The sequence below is a fragment of the Pseudomonas ekonensis genome (assembly GCF_019145435.1).
GTDB classification, from domain to species: Bacteria; Pseudomonadota; Gammaproteobacteria; order Pseudomonadales; family Pseudomonadaceae; genus Aquipseudomonas; species Aquipseudomonas ekonensis.
This window is the reverse complement of record NZ_JAHSTS010000001.1, coordinates 36,725-57,039: the sequence shown is the minus strand read 5'-3', so window position 1 is coordinate 57,039 and position 20,315 is coordinate 36,725. Positions and strand designations below refer to the sequence as shown.

Here is a 20,315-nt window from a genome sequence, read left to right as displayed (position 1 = left end):
GGGGCGGCCGCCTGGATCGCCTGAGCCCGATGCGCACCCGGCCGACGACCGCCCGTAGCTCCGCCGAAACTTTCCCGTCATGCCGTCAGTCATCCACAGACAGGGCCCGCAGCGGCCCTCGGACGGGAGGACGGCATGGCGGCGAATCCAATCCAATACCCAATGCATCGCAAGGTGCGGCCATGAGCATTCCCGAGCCGATCGGCGTCACCGACGAGCAGGCGTCGGTGTCCGTCGCCACGTGCCGGTTCACGGTGCTCACCGTCAACACCCACAAGGGCTTCACCGCGCTGAACCGGCGCTTCATCCTGCCGGAACTGCGCGAGGCAGTGCGCAGCGTGTCCGCCGACGTGGTGTTTCTGCAGGAAGTCCACGGCACCCACGAACACCACCCCAAGCGCTTCGCCGACTGGCCGACCATGCCGCAATACGAGTTCCTCGCCGACAGCCTGTGGCCGCAGTTCGCCTACGGGCGCAACGCGGTGTACCCGGAGGGCGACCACGGCAATGCGCTGCTGTCGAAATTCCAGATCGTGCGCCATGACAACCTCGACGTGTCGATCAGCGGCCACGAGAACCGCGGGCTGCTGCATTGCGTGCTGCGCCTGCCGGGGGACGACCGCGAGCTGCATGCGGTCTGCGTGCACCTGGGCCTGCGCGAAAGCCACCGCAGCCGCCAGCTGACGCGGCTCGCCGAATACCTGGCCGAACTGCCGGCCGACGCGCCGGTGATCGTCGCCGGCGACTTCAACGACTGGCGCCAGCAGGCCGATGCGATGCTCGGGCCCTGCGGCCTGCGCGAGGTGTTCGCCGCCCACCACGGCAAGCCGGCGCGCAGCTTTCCCGCACGTTTCCCTGCGCTGCGGCTCGACCGCATCTACGTGCGCAACCTCAAGGCCAGCCGTCCGCAAGTGCTGGCCAACCGGCCCTGGTCGCACCTCTCCGACCATGTGCCGCTGTCCGTGGAGATCGAAGCATGAGCAGCGCACCGCTGGAGAAATCCGGGTTGGCGCCCGTCCCTGCCGCCCCGGTGCGCGAGCCCGGCGCCGTCGAGGTCGACTACGGCTGGCAGGGCAACAACCGGGTCGAACTGCTGGTGAACGGCGAAGCCTACTTCCCCAAGGTGTTCGCCGCGTTGCGCGGGGCGCAGAGCGAAATCCTGCTGGAGACGTTCATCGTGTTCGAGGACAAGGTCGGCCTCGAACTGCAGCAGATCCTGATCGACGCCGCCCGGCGGGGCGTGCGCACCACCGTCAACTTCGACGGGTTCGGCTGCGGCGAATTGAGCGCCGGCTACCTCGCGGCGCTCAGCGAGGCCGGCGTGCACCTGCAGATCTTCGACCCGGCGCCCAAGCGCCTGGGCATCCGCACCAACTGGTTCCGGCGCCTGCACCGCAAGATCGTGGTGGTCGACGGCCAAATCGCGTTCATGGGCGGGATCAACTTCTCCGGCGACCACCTGGCGGATTTCGGCCCCGAAGCCAAGCAGGACTACTCGGTGCAGATCCAGGGGCCGGCGGTGGCCGACATCCACCACTTCGCCCTGCTGCAGAGCGGCCGTCCGGGCCGGGCGCGGTTCTGGTGGCTGCGCCGCCGCGACCGCCGTGCGCAACTGGCGCTGGACGGGCACGACGGTCAGGTGCGGCTGGTGTTCCGCGACAACGACCGCCACCCCCGCGACATCGAGGACGTGTACCTGCAAGTGCTGCGCAGCGCCCGGCGTCGGGTGGTGATCGCCAACGCGTATTTCTTCCCCGGCTACCGGCTGCTGCGCGAGATCCGCAACGCGGCCCGGCGCGGCGTCGAGGTGCGGCTGATCCTCCAGGGCCAGCCGGACATGCAGGTGGCCAAGCTCGCCGCACGCCTGACCTACGACTACCTGCTCCGGGCCGGGGTGCAGATCCACGAGTACTGCGAGCGCCCGCTGCACGGCAAGGTCGCGCTGGCGGACGAAGACTGGAGCACCGTCGGGTCGAGCAACCTCGATCCGTTGAGCCTGTCGCTGAACCTGGAGGCCAACGTGCTGATCCGCGACCGCACGTTCAACCGCGAACTGCATGAACACCTGGAACAGCTCAGCCGCGACCATTGCCGGGCGGTCGATCCCGCCAGCGTGCCGCGCGGGCGGCTCTGGCGCATGACCGTGGGCTTGCTGGTGTTTCACTTCCTGCGCCACTTCCCGGCCATGGCCGGTTGGTTGCCGGCGCACAAGCCCAGGCTGGCGCCGTTCACCCGAGCGCCAGGCAGCGAAACCCGATGAGCCGCCTGACTGAAACGGCGCATCCGGCAACGCCGGACCGCTCCCGCCGGCATCGCTGGAAGCGCCCGCTGACGCTGCTGTTCTTCCTGGCGCTGATCGTGCTGCTGACGATGTTCGCCAGCCGCATCGAATGGGCCGAAGTGCTGCAGACCCTGGCCGACTTCAAGGCCCGCACGCTGCTCATCGCCTCCGGCCTGACGCTGCTTAGCTTTCTGGTGTACGCCAGCTTCGACCTGATCGGCCGCACCTACATCCGCCAGGACCTGACCTGGAAACAGATCCTGCCGGTGGGCCTGATCAGCTACGCCTTCAACCTCAACCTCAGCGCCTGGGTCGGCGGCATCGCCATGCGCTACCGGCTGTACTCGCGGCTGGGCGTCAGCAAGGGCAACATCGCCAAGATCCTCGGCCTGAGCCTGGCCACCAACTGGTTCGGCTACATGACCATCGCCGGCATCGTGTTCAGCAGCGGCCTGGTGAACCTGCCGCCGGGCTGGAAACTGAGCAGCGATGCGCTGCAAGGGGTGGGCGCCCTGCTGTTGCTGGCCAGCGCCGGCTACCTGGCGGCGTGCCGGTTTTCCCGGCGCCGGGAATGGTCGGTGCGGGGCGTGGAAATCAACTTGCCGTCGCTGCGCATGGCGGTGCTGCAACTGCTGCTGGGCGCCTTCAACTGGTCGCTGATGGCGGCGGTGATCTTCACCCTGCTGCCGGGCAAGCTCGACTATCCGCTGGTGCTGGGGGTGCTGCTGATCAGCGCGATCGCCGGGGTCGTCACCCACATTCCGGCGGGGCTCGGCGTGCTGGAGGCGGTGTTCGTCGCCCTGCTCCAGCACGAGGCGTCGCGGGGCAGCCTGGTGGCGGGGCTGCTGGCGTACCGGGCGGTCTATTTCCTGCTGCCGCTGCTGATCACGGTGGTGATGTACCTGGTGGTGGAGGCCAAGGCCAAGGCGCTGCGAATCGAGAGAAAGGCCTCCTGAAGACGGCGCCATTGTTCCGCGGGCGCCCGCCTCCCGGCGATGGCGCCAGCAGGCGCACCACCCGACTCAGCGGGACTGGATGATGCTCAACCGCTCTCCCACCACCATTTCGGTGATCCAGTCGACCAGGATCGAAGTGTAGGCCTGCTGCGAGACCGGGTCGCTCAGGCCGTGGTCGGCGCCGTCGATGATGCGGTGGGTCAGCGAATGGGTCTGCTGGCACGCGGCGCGGTAACTCATGATCGTGGCGTGGGGCACGTAGTCGTCGGTCTCGGACTGCACCAGCAGCACATCCCCGGTGAACTGCGAACAGGCGTGCAGCGCACGGTTGCTGCCGGCCGGCACCAACGTGGCGCGGTAGTCGCGTAGGTCGGCCTTGTCCAGGTCGCGCTTGGGCAGGTGCCACTGCTCGTCGCGGTACAGCGCCGGCACCCGCAGCGCCAGCCAGCGCACCGGGCGCAGCGAGGTGAGGATCGCCGCCAGGTAGCCGCCGTAGCTGGTGCCGACCACGGCGATGGCCGAGGTGTCGAGCGCCGGGTGGGCCAGCAGGCGGTCGTAGGCCGCCAGCAGGTCGCGCAGGTTGTCTTCGCGGGTGACCCGGCTCAAGGGGATGCCGGTGCCGCCGGTGTGGCCGCGCAGGTCGAACGTCAGGCACACGCACCCCAACCCTGCGATGCCCTTGGCGCGTTCCAGGTCGCGCTCCTGGCTGCCGCCCCAGCCGTGCACGAACAGCACGCCGGGCACCTTGGACTTGGGGCTGAGGAACGTCCCGCTCATCTGTTCGTCGTCAATGTCGATGTGAATGCTTTCGCTTCTGGCCGTCATAGGCGTTGACCGTCACATATTTGAGGAGGAAACCGCTGTGCTCCGCCGGGCCCCGGTAGACCTCGATGGCGTCCGCCGGCAGGGCCCGGTCGGTGTAGGTTTCCACGGATGAGACATAGACCGCCGGCATCTGCGGGTCGTTGACGAAGCACTGCAGCGCCGCCACCTCGGCGCTGCTCGCCCCGCCCATGCGCCAGGACTGTTCCAGCACGCCGCTGCGCGGTTGGCCGGCGCTGTCCAGGCCCTGGGCGATGTCGTAGTTGCGCCGCGAGGCGTAGAAGCGCGGATACGCCTCATCGGCGGCGCGGTCGAACACCTGGGCCTGGCCGACGGCCTGCCGCACATCGTCCGCCAGGTCCAGCGCCAGCAGGGCCTCGTAGCCGCCGCGCACCGCCAGCAGGTTCGAGCCGCCGTAGACGGCTTCGCCTGACGCGTCTTCGGTCAAGTATTGATCGCCGCAGTAACTGAGCACCGTGCCGCCGATGAACGACTGGCCGACGCTGTGGGTGACCACACCGCTCAAGTCCTGCTCCAGCACCACGCCGTCGCCGAACAGCGTTGCGGCGTCCGGCCGCGCGAGCCGTTCATCGAGGGCGTCGAGGCTGCCGATCACCTCCTGTCCCCGGCCGGCGCAGGCATGGATCGGCTTGAGGCGGATCGGCCCGCCGTACAGCAGGTGCTCGGCGGCGGGCCGCGCATCCTCGAGGGCGAACACGCTCAGGCCGTCGAGCACGACCGTGCGCACCCGCTCGGAAAAGAGCGGCGACCACCCCGCCGGCGCGTGGGCCTGATGGCTGCGCAGTCCGTGGCTGATGGCCTTGGTGCCGATGAAATCGTGCTCGACGTAGCCGCCCCACAGGTCGTCCGGGCCGTGAATGCCCAAGTTCCGGGCCGCCTCGGGGCCGACGACGGTCTGGGTCGGCAACAGGTAAAGGTCGCGACCTCGGTGCTTGCCGGGATCGAAGGCGCCGCCGAACTTCAGCCCGAGTATCTGCGCCAGCCAACGGGCCAGCGCAGCGTTGGTCTGCACCTCATGTTGCGGCGCGCCGGGCCGCACCGAGTGGGCGACCACCAGTTTCCTGCGGGATGTCGGGGTCATGGGCTCCCCTTCCGGCGGGTCGATGGGTTCAGTCGGAAGCGGTGCAGGGATCAGGCCAGGTGCCGCCCTCGAAAAAAACCAACGGATTCAGGCGCCTGCCAAATGGCTGATGGCGCTGCGCCAGTCTCATTTTGCACGACCCGCCGAAAGTGCCCGGCATTCTGCACGAAGGGGGTCACAACGCCGTTTCGCCTTCCAGGAGAGATCGGGCGGCATCCACGACCTCTTCGATCCGCTGAGCCTCCGCCCCCCTGAACCCGGCCAGCATGACCGTATCCTCGCTGGGCACGTCGGCCTGTTTGCCCATCATCCGAGAGAGCCACCGTGGCGCATCGGGGTGACCGATCTGATCGGACAAGAGTTTCACCTGCAACAATTCGAGGTTCTCTGGATCCGTCTCCCGCTCGACCAGCGCTTCGATCATTCGGGTACGCAACCGCTGTCCCTCGATGCCCGGCGCATCCGAGTCTTCCCCGGTGCAGGCGTAAATGATTTTTCGGCGCGCGTCCACGTCTTCCGAGAACAGGACTCGCTCAGCGAGCTCAAACACGCCGGGCCATGTCGCGTCGTGATCAATCGCTTTGCGAATATAGCTCTCAAGGATCAGCGCCACCGGGTTCGCGGCCTCGGGCAACCGCTCAAGCACTTGCGTGAAAAGCGGCGCCAGCACAGCGAAATGGGCACCGATCTGTTCAGGCGCGCCCAGCCCGTAATGAAATCCGCTCAAGGCCTGCACATCGACTTCGCGTTGCAGCACCCGCTCGAACACACGCTCGGCGAATGCCTGGAACTGCGCGCCCGAATAACCCAGGCACACGGCCACATCGACATCAGCCAAATCCGGTGCGCTGATCAGTTCCCGCACCGACGCCGCATCGCCTCCTCGCGCCAGCATGCGCAGACAGGTGGTGCGCAGCTCGGGATCGTCCGTTGCCGCCATCAACCCCGATGCGGCCTGCGCGATTGCCGGGGAGACCGGCAGTGCGGACAGCCCCCGGGCCAGCGCCTGCTTGTGCCTCAACCCAAACAGGGCCGAAGCCTGCACTTGCGCCATCAGGTCGAGCACTTGCCCGGCGTATTCTCTGGCGAGCATTTCCATCATGTCCGCGCTTTCCTTGCCCTCTGACTGCGTCAAAGCCTGGAGCGCCGTCCAGGTGCAGGTCTCGGCGCCGAGAAAGAACAACCCCTGGGCGAGGTGCCCGAGGTTGGCCTCGTTGCAATCTTCGAAGGCTGCCTGCGAATCAAAGCGCTCAATCAAAAAACGCCAGGCATCCGACTGCGGATCCTGTATGGCGGCCAGCATCCGTTTGCGCCAGGGCGTCACATGGAAGTTCGGTTCCCGGTCAATCCTTCTCCAATGCCTGTGACGCCAATCGTATCCCGACTCCGTCGTCGCCAGCGTCCAGAGCAGGCGAACCCGTTGCCCGGCAGTCCAGCGTGCCGACGCCATCAGGTCGAGCAGTACGCTACCGGAATCGAACATCAACGAGATGCTGTTGCCCGGGTAGCCCTTCCCCAATTGCGCCGCCAAGGGCTCCAGCGAACCCCAGTCAGGCAATGCGTCGAAGGTCGAACAGGCCAGGCTGCGGGCGATCCCCATCCGCTCCTGCCCCGCGTGCTCGACCAGGAGCGCCAATTGCACCTTGGCCTGTCCTGCATCACGACGTGCGAGATCAGCCAAGGCAAAGCGCAACGCGCCCACCTTCAGGGGGAAAGCCTTGATCAGCCCCAGCCCGGCAATGGATTTCGCCACATCCAGATGGCGTCCCTGCAAGCGCTCCGACACCTGGTCCGGTTCGATACGGAGCACGTCTTCCGCCTGGACAATAAAATTGATGCGCCTGAGCGCCTCATAGGCTGACTCGTCGAAACCTGGAACATCGAACGCTTCGGCCCCGCTCAGCACCCCTTGTTCCGAGTGCGCCAGGGCGTGCGCGAAGCGCCAGACGAACCGCTCCAGCCGTTCGTTGAGGAGGTCGTGCTCATTGATCGCCTGGCCCAGGCGGTGCCCGATGAAGCCGTCGACGATCTGTGTTTCCTCCAACTCGACATCGCTCCGCGCACGGATCTGCGCACAGAACGACATCATGCTCGGGTGCCGGTAGCGCGCCAGCCCGACATCGCCCAGAAGCCCGGCGGCGGCGAGCGCTTCCTCCTCGGAGAAATCCTTGAGCAGGATTTGCCGGCTGCCCTTCTGCGGTTGATACACCCGTTCAGAAAGCTCCAGCGGGGCCTTCAAGCGCTCCATGGTTTCCGGGCGCCCGGTCAGCACCAGTTGCAGCTGCGATTGCGTCAGTTGCGCCAGACTGGCATCCACCCAGCGATGCAGATGCCCGCTGAACGAAGGCGCCCGGTCCAGGCCATCGATGATCACCAGCAGCGGCGTGCGATTGAGCCACTGCGACAGTTCGGGCGCTTGCAGCGGATAACCGCCGTGCTCATGGACATACCGGCCGATGAGCCGGCTCAGGCTGTCGTTCAGACTGGCATCGCCGACTTCCAGGCTTTCTGCTGCGATCAACAAAGTCGGACGTTCGGTCAACGCTCTGCTGCATTGTGCGCACCAGGAGGTTTTACCCTGGCCCGAGCCGCCCACGATCACCATCAAGGATTCGGATCTCGCACGGAACCGCTCCAGGTGCCTGTCCAGATCCACACGCGGCACGTAGAGATCCGGCGTGAACTTCCCGAGCGCCATCAACTGATCGATCCGCTGTTCGGTCATGCCCCGGAATATGTCTTCGAGCCGCACCTGCATCCCGGCCAACGACAACCGGTGATGGGACACATCGATACGCTCGCGCCGGAGGATGTTCCACAGTCCCGGACGGTCCACGGACTTGCGGTTTCTTGCCATGTCGAGGCAGGTGTCGTTCAACTGGACCCACGCTTGCGGGGCCTGCTGCGGATCGACGACCTGACGCAGTTTCTCTATCGCGTGATGTCGTGCCAGATCCAGGAGCGTATCGAAGACCGTCAGGTGGGTGCAGCCCAGAAACCCGCGAAAGCCCTCCTCGATGTCCGCATCCGTCTTTTTCAGTCTTTTCGACTCGTCGACGAAGCAGGTTCGCAACCGCTTGAACGCCGCCCCCGTCGCCTCGCTGGTCACGCATCCTTCAAGCTTTGCGTCGCTGGCCAGATCGCGGCACGAACTCAACACTTGCGGTACTGCCACCCGTACCGTGCCCGACGCGGAAGAGTCCGTGGCGATGACCAGGCGATCTTCGGTGCGGGAAAACCCGTCGCTCCAGAACTGCCGGACCATCTGGTACATCGCCTTGTCGAACTCAGGCCCCATCACCAGGCCGTGCTTGACCTGAATGTAGACCGAGCCTTCGGGCAGCAGCCGCAACACCAGATCGTCAACCTGCGTAGAGCTCTCGCAGGTGATCGACACAATGCTGTGCCGGTCACTCAGTTTCCAGGGCAGCGACGCCGCATTGCCCAGCAGCATCTCGACGGCGCACCATGCCCCGACGGAGCCGGCATAGACCGCCCCGCCGGTGCTGGCGGCGCCACCGGCGGAACCTCGTGGATTGCTGTCGGGGGTCATGTTCATGAACATCCTTGTCGGTACGGCGCGAGACCGATCCGAGGCCTGTCAGGGGCGGATCGGTGATGGCGGCATGCTACCAAATCTCTTGCGGTAATCGCTCGGCGCCAGCCCCGTGATCTTCTTGAACGTGGCCCGGAACGCGCCGGGGTCCTGATACCCCACCGTCCACGCGATATGGTCGATGGTGCCGTTGGTGAATTCGAGCAGTTCCCGGGCCTTGCCCACCCGCAGGTGCTGGCAGTACTCGGTGGGTTTCAGGCCGGTGGCCGCGCGGAAGCGGCGCAGGAAGGTGCGCTCCTCCAAGGCGGCGCGTTCGGCCATGGCCGCGAGCGACACGTCGGTCGCGCCGGTGCCCTGCAGCCAGTGCTGCACCTTGAGGATCGCCGCGTCGCCATGGTTGAGGATCGGCGCGAAGTTGCTGCCGCATTCGCTGGCGCTGTCGATGTGCTCCACCACCAGGAACCGCGCGGTGGCACTGGCCACGCTCGGCCCCAGCAGCCGGTCGACCAGCCGCAGCCCCAGCTCCGACCAGGCCATCAGCCCGGCGGTGGTGATCAGGTCGCCGTCATCGACGATCGGCGTGTCGGCCTTGAGTTCGATGGCCGGATAGCGTTCGGCGAAGGCCTTGGCCGCCGTCCAGTGCGCGGTGGCGCGGCGTCCGTCCAGCAGGCCGCTTTCGGCCATCAGCCAGGAGCCCACGCAGACGCCGCCAAGCGTCGCGCCGGCGGCGTGCCGCTGGCGCAGCCAGGGCATCAGCCCGGCCGGCACCGCTGCGGCATCGAAGCCGCCGATGGAGGGTGGAATCGTCACCGCCACCAGCCCGGCATCCGGGCCGGGGCGGCTGTCGTAGACCCGCGCCGGCGCACGTTCGTCTTCCGCCCGCCAATGGCTGACCCGCAGCAGCGGGCGCTGCACGGTCTGATGTTCGGCGGCGATGGCGTCGGCCACCGCGAACAGGTCGGTCAGGCCATGCACCGCCGCCATCTGCGCGCCGGGATAGATCAGCACCCCCAGCTCGACGACGGCCCTTTCTGCGCCCATTGTCAGTTTTCCCCTGTGTAATGTCGGGGCGGCCAATCCTCGGAACGCGCCCCGTCGCCAATACTGAACCCACAGACACGCCAACCTTCGAGGACACACCCATGGCCAAGCAAGCGCTCATCCTAGTCGATATCCAGAACGACTACTTCCCCCAAGGCAAATGGACGCTGACCGGCGCCGACGCCGCCGCCGACAACGCCGCCCGGCTGCTCGCCACGTTCCGCGAAACGGGCGACGCGGTGATCCACATCCGCCACGAATTCACCTCCGCCGACGCGCCGTTCTTCACCCCCGGCTCCGACGGCGCCAAGCTGCACCCCAAAGTGCTCAACCGCGCCGGCGAGCCGGTGGTGCTCAAGCATTTCGTCAATTCGTTCCGCGACACCGAACTGCAGGCGCTGCTCGACGGGCAAGGCATCAAGGAACTGGTGGTGGTCGGCAGCATGAGCCACATGTGCATCGACGGCATCACCCGGGCCGCCGCGGACCTGGGCTACGGCGTCACGGTGATCCACGACGCCTGCGCCACCCGTGACCTGGAATTCAACGGCCTCACCGTGCCGGCCGCCCATGTCCATGCCGCCTTCATGGCGTCGCTGGCCTTTGCCTACGCCACCGTGGTCTCCACCGCCGAGTTCCTGTCGGCCAGCCGCTGACCTTGGCTTGAAACAACTGGAAAAACCTTGGCCCGCCCTGTTGCGGGCCTTCTTTCGGGCGGCGGAAAAAATCTCACGCGTGAGCCATTGATGGCATTTTGGATTGGCTGTAGTGTGGCTCACGCGTGAGATGTTCATAACGGAGTCATCGCCATGAAAAGCCGCTCCCCCGATGCGGAACCGAAAAGCCCCAAGGGAGTGCGCTCGACACCGTCCGCGAAGAAACCGTCGAGCTTCTACATGAAGCAGATGCGCGCGGGCCTGGCGGCCGCCGGTTATGTGAAACACGAAGCTTGGGTGCTCCCGGAGAACCGGGGCGTGCTCAAGCAAATGGAGCAACAGCTACGCCAACCGATTCTGGCTGGCTCATTCATGTCGGAGAATTACATGAGCGCAGGCAACAACTGGAACATCGATAGCCTCTACACCGCCTTCAAGGCGCTGGACGAGGTCGTTTCGCAGGAGATCACGCTGTCTCTGATCCAGAGCTCCGAACCCAGCCTCAAGCTGGAGATGAACGAATTCGGCGGCCTGCCGATTCACATCGCCATCGCCGGTGCGCAGATCATCGTCGACACCGTGCTGGTGGACATCGACTCGATCACCGACGTGCGCGCCTTCAACGACGCCGTGCTGCGCAGCCGGGAAATGTTCCCGTTGTCGTCCATCGGCATCGAGTCCATGCCCAACGGCCAGACCGTCTACAACATGTTCGGCGCCCTCAGCGCCGAGTCGAGCCTGACCAACGTGGTCACCGAGGTGAAGACCCTGGTCGACAACGTGCAGCGCGCCAGCGAAGCCTTCGCGCACTTCTTCAAGTAACCAACAGGGAAAATCCAATGACTCAGTCCATCTGGAGCAAGTTGTTCACCGCACTGCGCGGCGGCGCCAACGAAGTCGGCGAAGCGATCGTCGACCAACAGGCCCTGCGCATCCTCGACCAGGAAATCCGCGATGCCGACAGCGCCCTGTCCAACGCCCGCCGCGAGCTGGTCACCATCATGGCCAAGCACAAGCTGTCCGCCGACCGCGTGAGCGAGTACGACGCCAAGATCAAGGACCTGGAAGCCAAGGCCGTGTCGGCCCTGAACGCCGGCCGCGAAGACCTGGCGCTGGAAGTGGCCGAAGCGATCTCGACCCTGACCAACGACCTCGACGCCGAGAAGAAACAAAGCGACGAATTCGGCACCTACGCCGAGAACATGCGCAAGGACATCAACAAGGCCGAAGCGCGGATCAAGAGCCTGCGCCAGCAAGTGGACATGGCCAAGGCCCGCGAAAGCGTGCAGAAGGCCCAGGTCAGCGCCTCCATCGCCAGCGGCGGCGCCAACGGCAAGCTAGAGACCGCCGTCGGTACGCTGAACCGTCTGCAAGCCAAGCAGCAACAGCGTGCCGCCGAGCTCAGCGCTGCGGACGAACTGGCCGATGCCTCGACCGGCAACGACCTGGACCGCAAGCTGCGCGAAGCCGGCATCACGCCGAACGAAGGCAGCGCCAACGCGATCCTTGAGCGCCTGAAGCAGAAGTCGGCCCAGTAATCCCTGCAACAACATCTGCGGGAGCGGGCGGTCAGTTGAAACCACTGTCGCCTGACACCCCGCCTTCGCGGGCAAGCCCGCTCCCACATTGCAGGGCGGTGACCGCAGACTCGGCATTCACCGCCCCCTCTGTGGGAGCGGGCTTGCCCGCGAAGGCGTCTGCCAGGGCACCGCAGGACGAGGCAGTCGCTCCGGCATCGGCAAATCCCTCTGCTCGTTCAGCCCGCAGCCCGGTACACTAGCCGCGCTTTTCGCTGACGATCACCTCCACCCGCCTCAAGGACAGTACCCATGGGATGGTTCAAAGACTTGCTGGGCACCAGCAACCGGCAGACGGCACCGCAAACGTCCGGACCGTCAGACGGCCCGCTCGGCCTGGCGCAGGGCAAGGCAATCCGTTTCGACTCGACCCTGGGGCTTCTGCTCGACGGCAGCTCGTCGGTGCGGGTGCCCGACGCCCAGGCGATCTGGAGCGCCGGCTGGATCGACCTCGGCCAGTCGAACAAGCTGCACCGCTATTACCTGGACAACGAAGATTTCTGGCTGCAGGTCCACGTGACCGGCGACGACCAGATCGAATCGGTGACGCTGTTCAACTACGTCGACTACGTGACCGTCAACAGCGACGCGGAACTGCAGCGCCTGGCCGGCGCCCAAAGCCCCGTCGGCCTGCCGACCTACTCCCTCAACGGCGTGTCGTTCAGCCGTGAGTGGGGCACCGAACGCGGCCAGACCGAACTGGTGCCGCTGACCGAACACGTCGCCAACCCGGACGAGACCTACACCATCGAACACCACTCGATGCTCTACGCCCGGGAAACCGGCCTGACCGAGCGTCGCGAACTGCTGCTGTTCTCCGTCGAACAGGACGAAGAAGGCACCGTCAGCCTGAGCACCTCGCTGGGCATCTCGCTGTACACCACCGACCTGAGCACTGTTTAAAAAAGGAAGTTTGCCATGCTGGAAGCGCTGTCCGTTTCCCTGAACAAGACCGCACTGGTCGGATTCGTCGTCTACCTGATCGGTGCCGTGCTGCTGTTCATGCTGTTTCAGTTCGTCTACACCCGCATCACCCCCCACAAGGAATTCGAGCTGATCCGCAGCGGCAACAGCGCCGCGGCCATCGCCCTGTCCGGCGCGATCATCGGTTTCGCCATCCCGGCGAGCAACGTCATCGCCTACTCGATCAACCTCCTCGACTTCGTCCTCTGGGCGGTGATCGCCGCTGCGGTTCAGTTGCTGGCGTTCCTGGCCACCGGCCTGGTGCTCAAGGGCACGTCCCAGCGCATCGCCAACGGCGAAATCGCCTCCGGCATCTACGTCGCTGCCGTGGCGATCAGCGTGGGCATGCTCAACGCTGCGTGCATGACACCGTCCAACTGACCGGCAGGGAGCCTGTGATGAAACGAAGCAAGTACGTTCAGATGTCCCTGGCCGCCTCGGTGGCGCTGGCCATCTCCGGCCAGGCTGGCGCGGTGGAGCAACCGCGCAGCTTCCAGAGCGTGGAACAGTGCGTGGATGCCGACGTGGCGGCGGACATCTGCTCGGACGCGTACGTCGCGGCCCTGGCCGAACACCGGCGCATCGCCCCGGCCTACGACGACAAGGCCGCCTGCGACGCAGACTTTGCCGCCGACTGGTGCCAGAAGAATTCCGCCGGCCGGTTCGTGCCGAAGCTGGGGGGCTTCAAGGTGCCGCGCAACGGCGAAGCGGTGCAGGACCTGGATGCGATCGCCGATGCGCCGATGCCGGCCGGCGAAGCCCAGGCCGCCCAAACGACCCATACCACCCACTCGTCCGGCGGTTCGGGCAACGGTTTCCTCACCGGCCTGCTGATCGGCAACGCCCTGAGCAACAGCCGTTCGACCTACAGCCCGCCGCCGGTCTACCGCGAACGCAACACGCGCCAGACCTATGACACCTCGACGCTGAACCGGCGGATCGAGTCGGCGCCGGCCAGAAGCCGGCAGGACTACGACAGCGACTACCGCAAACCGGTCAACGTGGCCTCGGCCACCTCCCGCGGCGGTTTCGGCAGCCAGTCCAGCGCCCGCAGCGGCTGGGGCGGCTGGGGTCGCTCGAGCAGCTGACCATGGAAAAGATCCTGTGCGCCGAGCGCCCCGACTGGAAACAGACGGCCGAAAGCCTCGGCTTTCTGTTCCACACCATCGACGACGAACCTTACTGGGACGAAAGCGCGTACTACCGCTTCACCCTGGCGCAGATCGAAAACGACCTTGAGGACCCGACCGCCGAACTGCACGAGATGTGCATGGACCTGGTGGACCGGGTGGTGCACAGCGAAGAGCTGCTGGACCGCCTGAGCATTCCCGCGCCGTACTACGACATGATCCGCACGTCCTGGCTGGAGGGTCATCCGCATCTGTACGGGCGCATGGACTTCTCCTACAGCGGCAACGGCCCGGCGAAGCTGCTGGAGCTCAACTACGATACCCCCACCAGCCTCTACGAGGCGGCGGCGTTCCAGTGGGGCTGGCTGGAACAGGGCATCGCGCGCGGGACGCTGCCGGCGCACGCCGACCAGTTCAACAGCATCGACACCCGCCTGCACGAGGCTTTCGTCCATCTGCAGCTGAAGCGGCCGTTCTATTTCGCCTCCATGAAAGGTTCCGTCGAGGACAAGGGCACCACGGACTACCTGCGCCTGATCGCGGAAAAGGCCGGCATCGAATCGCGCCACATCGACATCGAAGACATCGGCCTGAGCGCCGACGGCCGCTTCGTCGACCTGGAGGAGCGCTGGATCCCCCACCTGTTCAAGTTGCACGCCTGGGAGTTCATCTTCCACGAACCGTTCGGCGCGGCGATCGCCCAGTGCGACACGCAGTTCTTCGAGCCCGCGTGGAAGGCCATCCTCTCCAACAAGGGCGTGCTGCCGCTGTTGTGGGAAATGCACAAGGGCCATCCGAACCTGCTGGCTGCCCACCTCGACCCGAACCCGAGCGCTGCGGTGCCCAAAGGCTGGGTTCGCAAGCCGTACTTCTCCCGGGAAGGCGCCAACATCGAGCTGCAGACCGCAGAAGGCCTGACCGTCAAAGAGGACGGGCCCTACACCGATGCGCCGTTCATCCTGCAGGAATTCGCGCCTTTGCCGAAGTTCGGCGACAGCTACACGCTGATCGGTTCCTGGGTGATCGGCGACCAGGCGGCGGGGATCGGCGTACGGGAAGACAACAGCCTGATCACCAAGGACTCGAGCCGGTTCCTGCCGCACCTGATCCTTGACTGAGCGATCCTGCCATGTGGTGCTCTCACTGACGCCATCGCCAGCGGGCTGGCGATGGCGTCGGCCAAGGCACCGCCTGCCACCAACGAAAAAGGCCCGTCGTGTTCAACGACGGGCCTTTTTTCATTCAGCGCAGGTGCAGCAACGAATCAGAACGGAATGTCGTCATCGAAGCTGTCGAAGTCCGGAGCCGGCTGCGGTGCGGCCTGCTGCGGCGCCGGACGCTGCTGCGGAGCCGACTGCTGCGGACGCGGAGCCTGCTGGCGCGGGGCCGACTGCTGGTAGTTGTTGCCGCCGCCCTGCTGGTAGTTGTTCTGGTCGCCCTGTTGCGGACGGCCGCCCAGCAGCTGCATGGTGCCCTGCATGTCGACGATGATTTCGGTGGTGTAGCGCTTGATGCCGTCCTTTTCCCACTCGCGGGTCTGCAGCTTGCCTTCGATGTAGACCTGCGAACCTTTGCGCAGGTACTCGCCGGCGATCTCGGCGACCTTGCCGAACATCGACACGCGGTGCCACTCGGTGCGCTCGACCTTCTGGCCGGTCTGCTTGTCGGTCCACTGCTCGCTGGTCGCCAGACTCAGGTTGGTCACGGCATTACCGTTGGGCAGGTAGCGTACTTCGGGATCCTGGCCGCAAGTGCCGACCAAGATGACTTTGTTAACCCCACGGGCCATAACGTTCTCCTAGGCTTCGCAAGCCGCCTCGGCCGGGTTGTTCACCAGGCGTTCGAGGGTGGTGCGATCCACTAATTCTTTATCCAGTTTGATGTAGACAGCCGCTTCGTCGGCGACGATCACTGCATCTGTTACCCCTACGAGGGCCTTGAGGCGCTCGACCAGACCCGCTTCGCGGATCGCCTCGGGCGACAACGGCAAGCGCAGGCTCGTCACGTAGGGTGGTTCGCGCATGGTAACAGCAAAGGCCAGCCAAAGTGCAGCGAGGCCGGCACATCCGAGGAAGACAACCGACAGACCGCCATGCTGGAACAGCCAGCCGCCGAGGATCCCGCCCAGGGCGGAACCCAGGAACTGGCTGGTGGAGTACACGCCCATGGCCGTGCCCTTCCCGCCCGCCGGCGACACCTTGCTGATCAGCGACGGCAAGGACGCCTCCAGCAGGTTGAACGCGGTGAAGAACACCACCGTGCCGATCACCAGCGCCCGCAGGCTGTCGCCGAACTGCCAGAAGAATAGCTCAGTGAGCATCAGCGTCAGCACGGCGCCGAGCAAAACTCGTTTCATTTTGCGTCGCTTCTCGCCGTAGATGATGAACGGGATCATGGCGAAGAACGAGATCAGCAGCGCGGTGAGGTAGACCCACCAGTGCTGTTCCTTGGGCAGCCCGGCCTTTTCCACCAGGGCCAGGGGCAAGGCGACGAAGCTCGACATCAGCATCGCGTGCAGCACGAAGATGCCCAGGTCCAGGCGCAGCAGGTCCGGATGCTTGAGCGTCGGCAGCAGCGCCTGGCGGGCCACGCCGGACTCGCGGTGGCTCAGCGGCCCGGTGGAGCGCGGCACCATGAACAGGATGATCGCGATGCCGACCAGCGCCATCGCGCCGGTGGCCAGGAACAGGCCGGACAGGCCGAACGCGCGGGTCAGCAGCGGCCCGACCACCATGGCCACGGCGAACGACAGGCCGATGGTCATGCCGATCATGGCCATGGCCTTGGTGCGGTGCTGTTCGCGGGTCAGGTCGGAGAGCAGCGCCATGACCGCCGCGGAAATCGCACCGGCGCCCTGCAGGATCCGCCCGGCGATCACGCCCCAGATCGAATCGGCCTGGGCGGCCAGCACGCTGCCGAGGGCGAAGACCACAAGGCCCAGGTAGATCACCGGCCGGCGGCCGATGCGGTCGGAAATGATCCCGAACGGGATCTGGAAAATCGCCTGGGTCAGGCCGTAAGCGCCGATCGCCAGCCCGATCAGGGCCGGGGTCGCTCCCGCCAGGTCCATGCCATAGGTCGCCAGCACCGGCAGCACCATGAACATGCCAAGCATACGGAAGGCGAACACCAGGGCCAGACCGCTCGCCGCGCGGGTCTCGCTGCCACTCATGCGTTCGCTGTGGGGATCGTGCATGGAAAAACCTCGTGTGAACCGGCGGCGATTCTACCAGTCCCACCGATTGACGGGATATATCGCGACGCTATGACGCGTGCAGATGAAATTCTCTTCATGCAAGGGAAAAATCCCTTCGCCCGATAGTGTGCATCCATCCAGTATTTAGCCTTATACTCCTGTGTTTTCGACGCCCGCCGAGCGAGGCCACTTTGGACAAGATCCTGATTCGTGGGGCCCGTACCCACAACCTGAAGAACATCGACCTGACCCTGCCGCGGGACAAGCTGATCGTCATCACCGGCCTGTCCGGATCCGGCAAGTCGTCCCTGGCCTTCGACACGCTGTACGCCGAAGGCCAGCGCCGCTATGTCGAGTCCCTGTCGGCCTACGCCCGGCAGTTCCTGTCGATGATGGAAAAGCCCGACGTCGACACCATCGAAGGCCTGTCGCCGGCGATCTCCATCGAACAGAAGTCGACCTCGCACAACCCGCGCTCCACGGTCGGCACCATCACCGAAATCTACGACTACCTGCGCCTGCTCTATGCCCGCGTCGGCACGCCGCGCTGCCCGGACCACGACATCCCGCTGGAGGCGCAGACCGTCAGCCAGATGGTCGACCTGGTGCTGGCCGAACCCGAAGGCAGCAAGCTCATGCTGCTGGCGCCGGTGATCCGCGAGCGCAAGGGCGAGCATCTGTCGGTGTTCGAAGAGCTGCGCGCCCAGGGCTTCGTCCGGGCCCGGGTCAACGGCAAGCTCTTCGAGCTCGACGAACTGCCGAAACTGGATAAACAGAAGAAGCACACGATCGAAGTCGTGGTCGACCGCTTCAAGGTGCGCGCCGACCTGCAGCAGCGCCTGGCCGAGTCGTTCGAGACCGCGCTGAAGCTGGCGGACGGCATCGCCCTGGTGGCGCCGATGGACGACGAACCGGGCGAGGAGATGATCTTCTCCGCGCGCTTCGCCTGCCCGGTCTGCGGCCACGCCATCAGCGAGCTGGAGCCGAAGCTGTTCTCCTTCAACAATCCGGCCGGTGCCTGCCCGACCTGCGACGGCCTGGGCGTGAAGCAGTTCTTCGACATCAAGCGCCTGGTCAACGGCGAACTGACCCTGGCCGAAGGCGCGATCCGCGGCTGGGACCGGCGAAACGTCTACTACTTCCAGATGCTCGGCTCCCTGGCGTCCCATTACGGGTTCAGCCTGGAGCAGCCATTCAACCAGCTGTCCGCCGAACACCAGAAGTACATCCTGCACGGCAGCGGCTCGCAGAACGTCGACTTCAAGTACCTCAACGACCGCGGCGACATCGTCAAGCGCTCGCACCCGTTCGAAGGCATCGTGCCGAACCTGGAACGCCGCTACCGCGAGACCGAGTCGGCCAGCGTGCGCGAGGAACTCGCCAAGTTCCTCAGCACCCAGGCCTGCCCGGATTGCCGCGGCACCCGCCTGCGCCGCGAAGCACGGCACGTATGGGTCGGCGAGAAGACCCTGCCGGCGGTGACCAACCTGCCGATCGGCGACGCCTGCGACTACTTCGGCGACCTGAAGATGACCGGCCGCCGCGGCGAGATCGCCGACAAGATCCTCAAGGAGATCCGCGAGCGCCTGCAGTTCCTGGTCAACGTCGGCCTCGACTACCTGTCGCTGGACCGCAGCGCCGATACCCTGTCCGGCGGCGAGGCCCAGCGGATCCGCCTGGCCAGCCAGATCGGCGCAGGCCTGGTCGGCGTCCTGTACATCCTCGACGAGCCGTCCATCGGCCTGCACCAGCGGGACAACGACCGGCTGCTGGGCACCCTCAAGCACCTGCGTGACATCGGCAACACGGTGATCGTGGTCGAGCACGACGAAGACGCGATCCGCCTGGCCGACTACGTGGTGGACATCGGCCCGGGCGCCGGCGTCCATGGCGGGCAGATCGTGGCCGAGGGTTCGCCGGACGAAGTCATGGCGCATCCGGAGTCCCTGACCGGCAAGTACCTGTCCGGGCGGGTCAAGATCGAAGTTCCCGCCAAGCGCACGCCGCGCAACAAGAAGCAGGTGCTGTCGCTCAAGGGCGCCCGCGGCAACAACCTGCGCAACGTCGACCTGGAGATCCCGATCGGCCTGCTGACGTGCGTGACCGGCGTGTCCGGCTCGGGCAAATCGACGCTGATCAACAACACGCTGTTCCCGCTGAGCGCCACCGCGCTGAACGGCGCCACCACCCTGGAAGCGGCGCCGCACGACAGCATCAAAGGCCTGGAACACCTCGACAAGGTGGTCGACATCGACCAGAGCCCCATCGGCCGGACACCGCGCTCCAACCCGGCGACCTACACCGGGCTGTTCACGCCGATCCGCGAACTGTTCGCCGGCGTCCCCGAGGCTCGCTCCCGGGGCTATGGCCCGGGGCGCTTCTCGTTCAACGTCAAGGGCGGGCGCTGCGAGGCCTGCCAGGGCGACGGCCTGATCAAGGTGGAAATGCACTTCCTGCCGGACATCTACGTGCCGTGCGACGTGTGCAAGAGCAAGCGCTACAACCGCGAAACCCTTGAGATCAAGTACAAGGGCAAGAGCATCCACGAAACCCTCGAAATGACCATCGAGGAAGCGCGGGAGTTCTTCGACGCGGTGCCGGCCCTGGCGCGCAAGCTGCAGACGCTGATGGACGTGGGGCTGTCGTACATCAAGCTCGGGCAGTCGGCGACGACCCTGTCCGGCGGCGAGGCGCAACGGGTCAAGCTGTCCCGCGAGCTGTCCAAGCGCGACACCGGCAAGACCCTGTACATCCTCGACGAGCCGACCACGGGCCTGCACTTCGCCGACATCCAGCAACTGCTCGACGTGCTCCATCGCCTGCGCGACCACGGCAATACCGTGGTGGTGATCGAGCACAACCTGGATGTGATCAAGACCGCCGACTGGCTGGTGGACCTGGGCCCTGAAGGCGGCTCCAAGGGCGGGCAGATCATCGCCACCGGCACGCCGGAGGACGTCGCCGAGATGAAGCAATCGCACACCGGCCATTACCTCAAGCCGTTGCTGATCCGCGACCGGGCCTGATCCCCGGGC

Annotated in this window: 17 protein-coding genes; 11 read left to right on the top strand and 6 right to left on the bottom strand. The window is 65.8% G+C overall.

Going from position 1 to position 20,315, the window contains the following annotated elements; translation table 11 throughout:
• Window positions 1-182 precede the first annotated feature (182 nt).
• Genes KVG96_RS00335 through KVG96_RS00325 form a run of 3 tightly spaced genes read left to right on the top strand, consistent with a single transcriptional unit; the run spans window position 183 to window position 3,237 of the window.
• Entirely contained in the window at window positions 183-980 is a 798-nt protein-coding gene (locus KVG96_RS00335) for an endonuclease/exonuclease/phosphatase family protein (RefSeq protein WP_217890394.1), read from the top strand.
• Window positions 977-2,260 (top strand): cardiolipin synthase ClsB, encoded by a 1,284-nt coding sequence (gene clsB / locus KVG96_RS00330; protein WP_217890393.1) that lies wholly within the window; start codon window positions 977-979, stop codon window positions 2,258-2,260. Before KVG96_RS00335 ends, clsB begins: the two co-directional genes overlap by 4 nt.
• Window positions 2,257-3,237, top strand: coding sequence for a lysylphosphatidylglycerol synthase domain-containing protein (locus tag KVG96_RS00325; RefSeq protein WP_217890392.1), 981 nt, complete (start codon window positions 2,257-2,259; stop codon window positions 3,235-3,237). Before clsB ends, KVG96_RS00325 begins: the two co-directional genes overlap by 4 nt.
• Before the next feature lie 66 nt (window positions 3,238-3,303).
• Here KVG96_RS00325 and KVG96_RS00320 read toward each other — a convergent pair whose 3' ends face one another.
• The 4 genes from KVG96_RS00320 to KVG96_RS00305 all read right to left on the bottom strand — a co-directional run bounded on the left by KVG96_RS00320 (window position 3,304) and on the right by KVG96_RS00305 (window position 9,758).
• The gene (locus tag KVG96_RS00320; RefSeq protein ID WP_217890391.1) at window positions 3,304-4,062 is read right to left on the bottom strand and encodes an alpha/beta hydrolase family protein; all 759 of its coding nucleotides are present in this window, start codon (window positions 4,060-4,062) and stop codon (window positions 3,304-3,306) included.
• Complete coding sequence (locus KVG96_RS00315; RefSeq protein WP_217890390.1) at window positions 4,025-5,161, bottom strand: DUF3182 family protein; 1,137 nt, start codon at window positions 5,159-5,161, stop codon at window positions 4,025-4,027. The genes KVG96_RS00320 and KVG96_RS00315 overlap by 38 nt, the downstream gene beginning before the upstream one ends.
• A gap of 175 nt (window positions 5,162-5,336) precedes the next feature.
• The gene (locus KVG96_RS00310) at window positions 5,337-8,720 is read right to left on the bottom strand and encodes an AAA family ATPase (protein ID WP_217890389.1); all 3,384 of its coding nucleotides are present in this window, start codon (window positions 8,718-8,720) and stop codon (window positions 5,337-5,339) included.
• A gap of 42 nt (window positions 8,721-8,762) precedes the next feature.
• On the bottom strand, window positions 8,763-9,758 hold the full coding sequence (locus tag KVG96_RS00305; protein ID WP_217890388.1) for a GlxA family transcriptional regulator: 996 nt from the start codon (window positions 9,756-9,758) through the stop codon (window positions 8,763-8,765).
• A gap of 101 nt (window positions 9,759-9,859) precedes the next feature.
• Between KVG96_RS00305 and KVG96_RS00300 the strand changes: the two genes are divergently transcribed.
• The 7 genes from KVG96_RS00300 (at window position 9,860) to KVG96_RS00270 (ending at window position 15,202) form a co-directional block, all read left to right on the top strand.
• A complete protein-coding gene (locus tag KVG96_RS00300) occupies window positions 9,860-10,414 on the top strand; it encodes a cysteine hydrolase family protein (protein WP_217890387.1) in 555 nt (184 codons plus the stop codon).
• Between the two features lie 153 nt (window positions 10,415-10,567).
• Entirely contained in the window at window positions 10,568-11,236 is a 669-nt protein-coding gene (locus KVG96_RS00295) for a YjfI family protein (protein WP_217890386.1), read from the top strand.
• Between the two features lie 17 nt (window positions 11,237-11,253).
• Window positions 11,254-11,952 carry a PspA/IM30 family protein gene (locus KVG96_RS00290; RefSeq protein ID WP_085585831.1) on the top strand — a complete coding sequence of 233 codons (699 nt, stop codon included), beginning with the start codon at window positions 11,254-11,256 and terminating at the stop codon, window positions 11,950-11,952.
• A 291-nt stretch (window positions 11,953-12,243) separates the two neighbouring features.
• Complete coding sequence (locus KVG96_RS00285; RefSeq protein ID WP_217890385.1) at window positions 12,244-12,894, top strand: DUF2491 family protein; 651 nt, start codon at window positions 12,244-12,246, stop codon at window positions 12,892-12,894.
• Window positions 12,895-12,909: 15 nt separating this feature from the next.
• Complete coding sequence (locus tag KVG96_RS00280) at window positions 12,910-13,335, top strand: DUF350 domain-containing protein (RefSeq protein ID WP_217890384.1); 426 nt, start codon at window positions 12,910-12,912, stop codon at window positions 13,333-13,335.
• Window positions 13,336-13,352: 17 nt separating this feature from the next.
• Window positions 13,353-14,042, top strand: a complete 690-nt coding sequence (locus KVG96_RS00275) for a DUF1190 domain-containing protein (RefSeq protein ID WP_217890383.1) — start codon at window positions 13,353-13,355, stop codon at window positions 14,040-14,042.
• A gap of 2 nt (window positions 14,043-14,044) precedes the next feature.
• Window positions 14,045-15,202, top strand: coding sequence for a glutathionylspermidine synthase family protein (locus KVG96_RS00270; protein ID WP_217890382.1), 1,158 nt, complete (start codon window positions 14,045-14,047; stop codon window positions 15,200-15,202).
• A gap of 146 nt (window positions 15,203-15,348) precedes the next feature.
• On the opposite strand, the gene KVG96_RS00265 is transcribed toward KVG96_RS00270, so the two are convergent.
• Window positions 15,349-15,873 (bottom strand): single-stranded DNA-binding protein, encoded by a 525-nt coding sequence (locus KVG96_RS00265; RefSeq protein WP_085585822.1) that lies wholly within the window; start codon window positions 15,871-15,873, stop codon window positions 15,349-15,351.
• 9 nt (window positions 15,874-15,882) lie between these two features.
• The gene (locus tag KVG96_RS00260) at window positions 15,883-17,280 is read right to left on the bottom strand and encodes an MFS transporter (protein ID WP_217890381.1); all 1,398 of its coding nucleotides are present in this window, start codon (window positions 17,278-17,280) and stop codon (window positions 15,883-15,885) included.
• 191 nt (window positions 17,281-17,471) lie between these two features.
• Here KVG96_RS00260 and uvrA point away from each other — a divergent pair, with 191 nt between their 5' ends.
• On the top strand, window positions 17,472-20,306 hold the full coding sequence (gene uvrA, locus KVG96_RS00255) for an excinuclease ABC subunit UvrA (RefSeq protein ID WP_217890380.1): 2,835 nt from the start codon (window positions 17,472-17,474) through the stop codon (window positions 20,304-20,306).
• Window positions 20,307-20,315 lie beyond the last annotated feature (9 nt).

Excerpts from the sequence above, each read along its gene's own strand:
- KVG96_RS00335 (WP_217890394.1), top strand. The coding sequence starts at position 183 with ATGAGCATTCCCGAGCCGATCGGCGTCACCGACGAGCAGGCGTCGGTG.
- clsB (WP_217890393.1), top strand. The coding sequence starts at position 977 with ATGAGCAGCGCACCGCTGGAGAAATCCGGGTTGGCGCCCGTCCCTGCC.
- KVG96_RS00325 (WP_217890392.1), top strand. The coding sequence starts at position 2,257 with ATGAGCCGCCTGACTGAAACGGCGCATCCGGCAACGCCGGACCGCTCC.
- KVG96_RS00320 (WP_217890391.1), bottom strand. The coding sequence starts at position 4,062 with ATGACGGCCAGAAGCGAAAGCATTCACATCGACATTGACGACGAACAG.
- KVG96_RS00315 (WP_217890390.1), bottom strand. The coding sequence starts at position 5,161 with ATGACCCCGACATCCCGCAGGAAACTGGTGGTCGCCCACTCGGTGCGG.
- KVG96_RS00310 (WP_217890389.1), bottom strand. The coding sequence starts at position 8,720 with ATGAACATGACCCCCGACAGCAATCCACGAGGTTCCGCCGGTGGCGCC.
- KVG96_RS00305 (WP_217890388.1), bottom strand. The coding sequence starts at position 9,758 with ATGGGCGCAGAAAGGGCCGTCGTCGAGCTGGGGGTGCTGATCTATCCC.
- KVG96_RS00300 (WP_217890387.1), top strand. The coding sequence starts at position 9,860 with ATGGCCAAGCAAGCGCTCATCCTAGTCGATATCCAGAACGACTACTTC.
- KVG96_RS00295 (WP_217890386.1), top strand. The coding sequence starts at position 10,568 with ATGAAAAGCCGCTCCCCCGATGCGGAACCGAAAAGCCCCAAGGGAGTG.
- KVG96_RS00290 (WP_085585831.1), top strand. The coding sequence starts at position 11,254 with ATGACTCAGTCCATCTGGAGCAAGTTGTTCACCGCACTGCGCGGCGGC.
- KVG96_RS00285 (WP_217890385.1), top strand. The coding sequence starts at position 12,244 with ATGGGATGGTTCAAAGACTTGCTGGGCACCAGCAACCGGCAGACGGCA.
- KVG96_RS00280 (WP_217890384.1), top strand. The coding sequence starts at position 12,910 with ATGCTGGAAGCGCTGTCCGTTTCCCTGAACAAGACCGCACTGGTCGGA.
- KVG96_RS00275 (WP_217890383.1), top strand. The coding sequence starts at position 13,353 with ATGAAACGAAGCAAGTACGTTCAGATGTCCCTGGCCGCCTCGGTGGCG.
- KVG96_RS00270 (WP_217890382.1), top strand. The coding sequence starts at position 14,045 with ATGGAAAAGATCCTGTGCGCCGAGCGCCCCGACTGGAAACAGACGGCC.
- KVG96_RS00265 (WP_085585822.1), bottom strand. The coding sequence starts at position 15,873 with ATGGCCCGTGGGGTTAACAAAGTCATCTTGGTCGGCACTTGCGGCCAG.
- KVG96_RS00260 (WP_217890381.1), bottom strand. The coding sequence starts at position 17,280 with ATGCACGATCCCCACAGCGAACGCATGAGTGGCAGCGAGACCCGCGCG.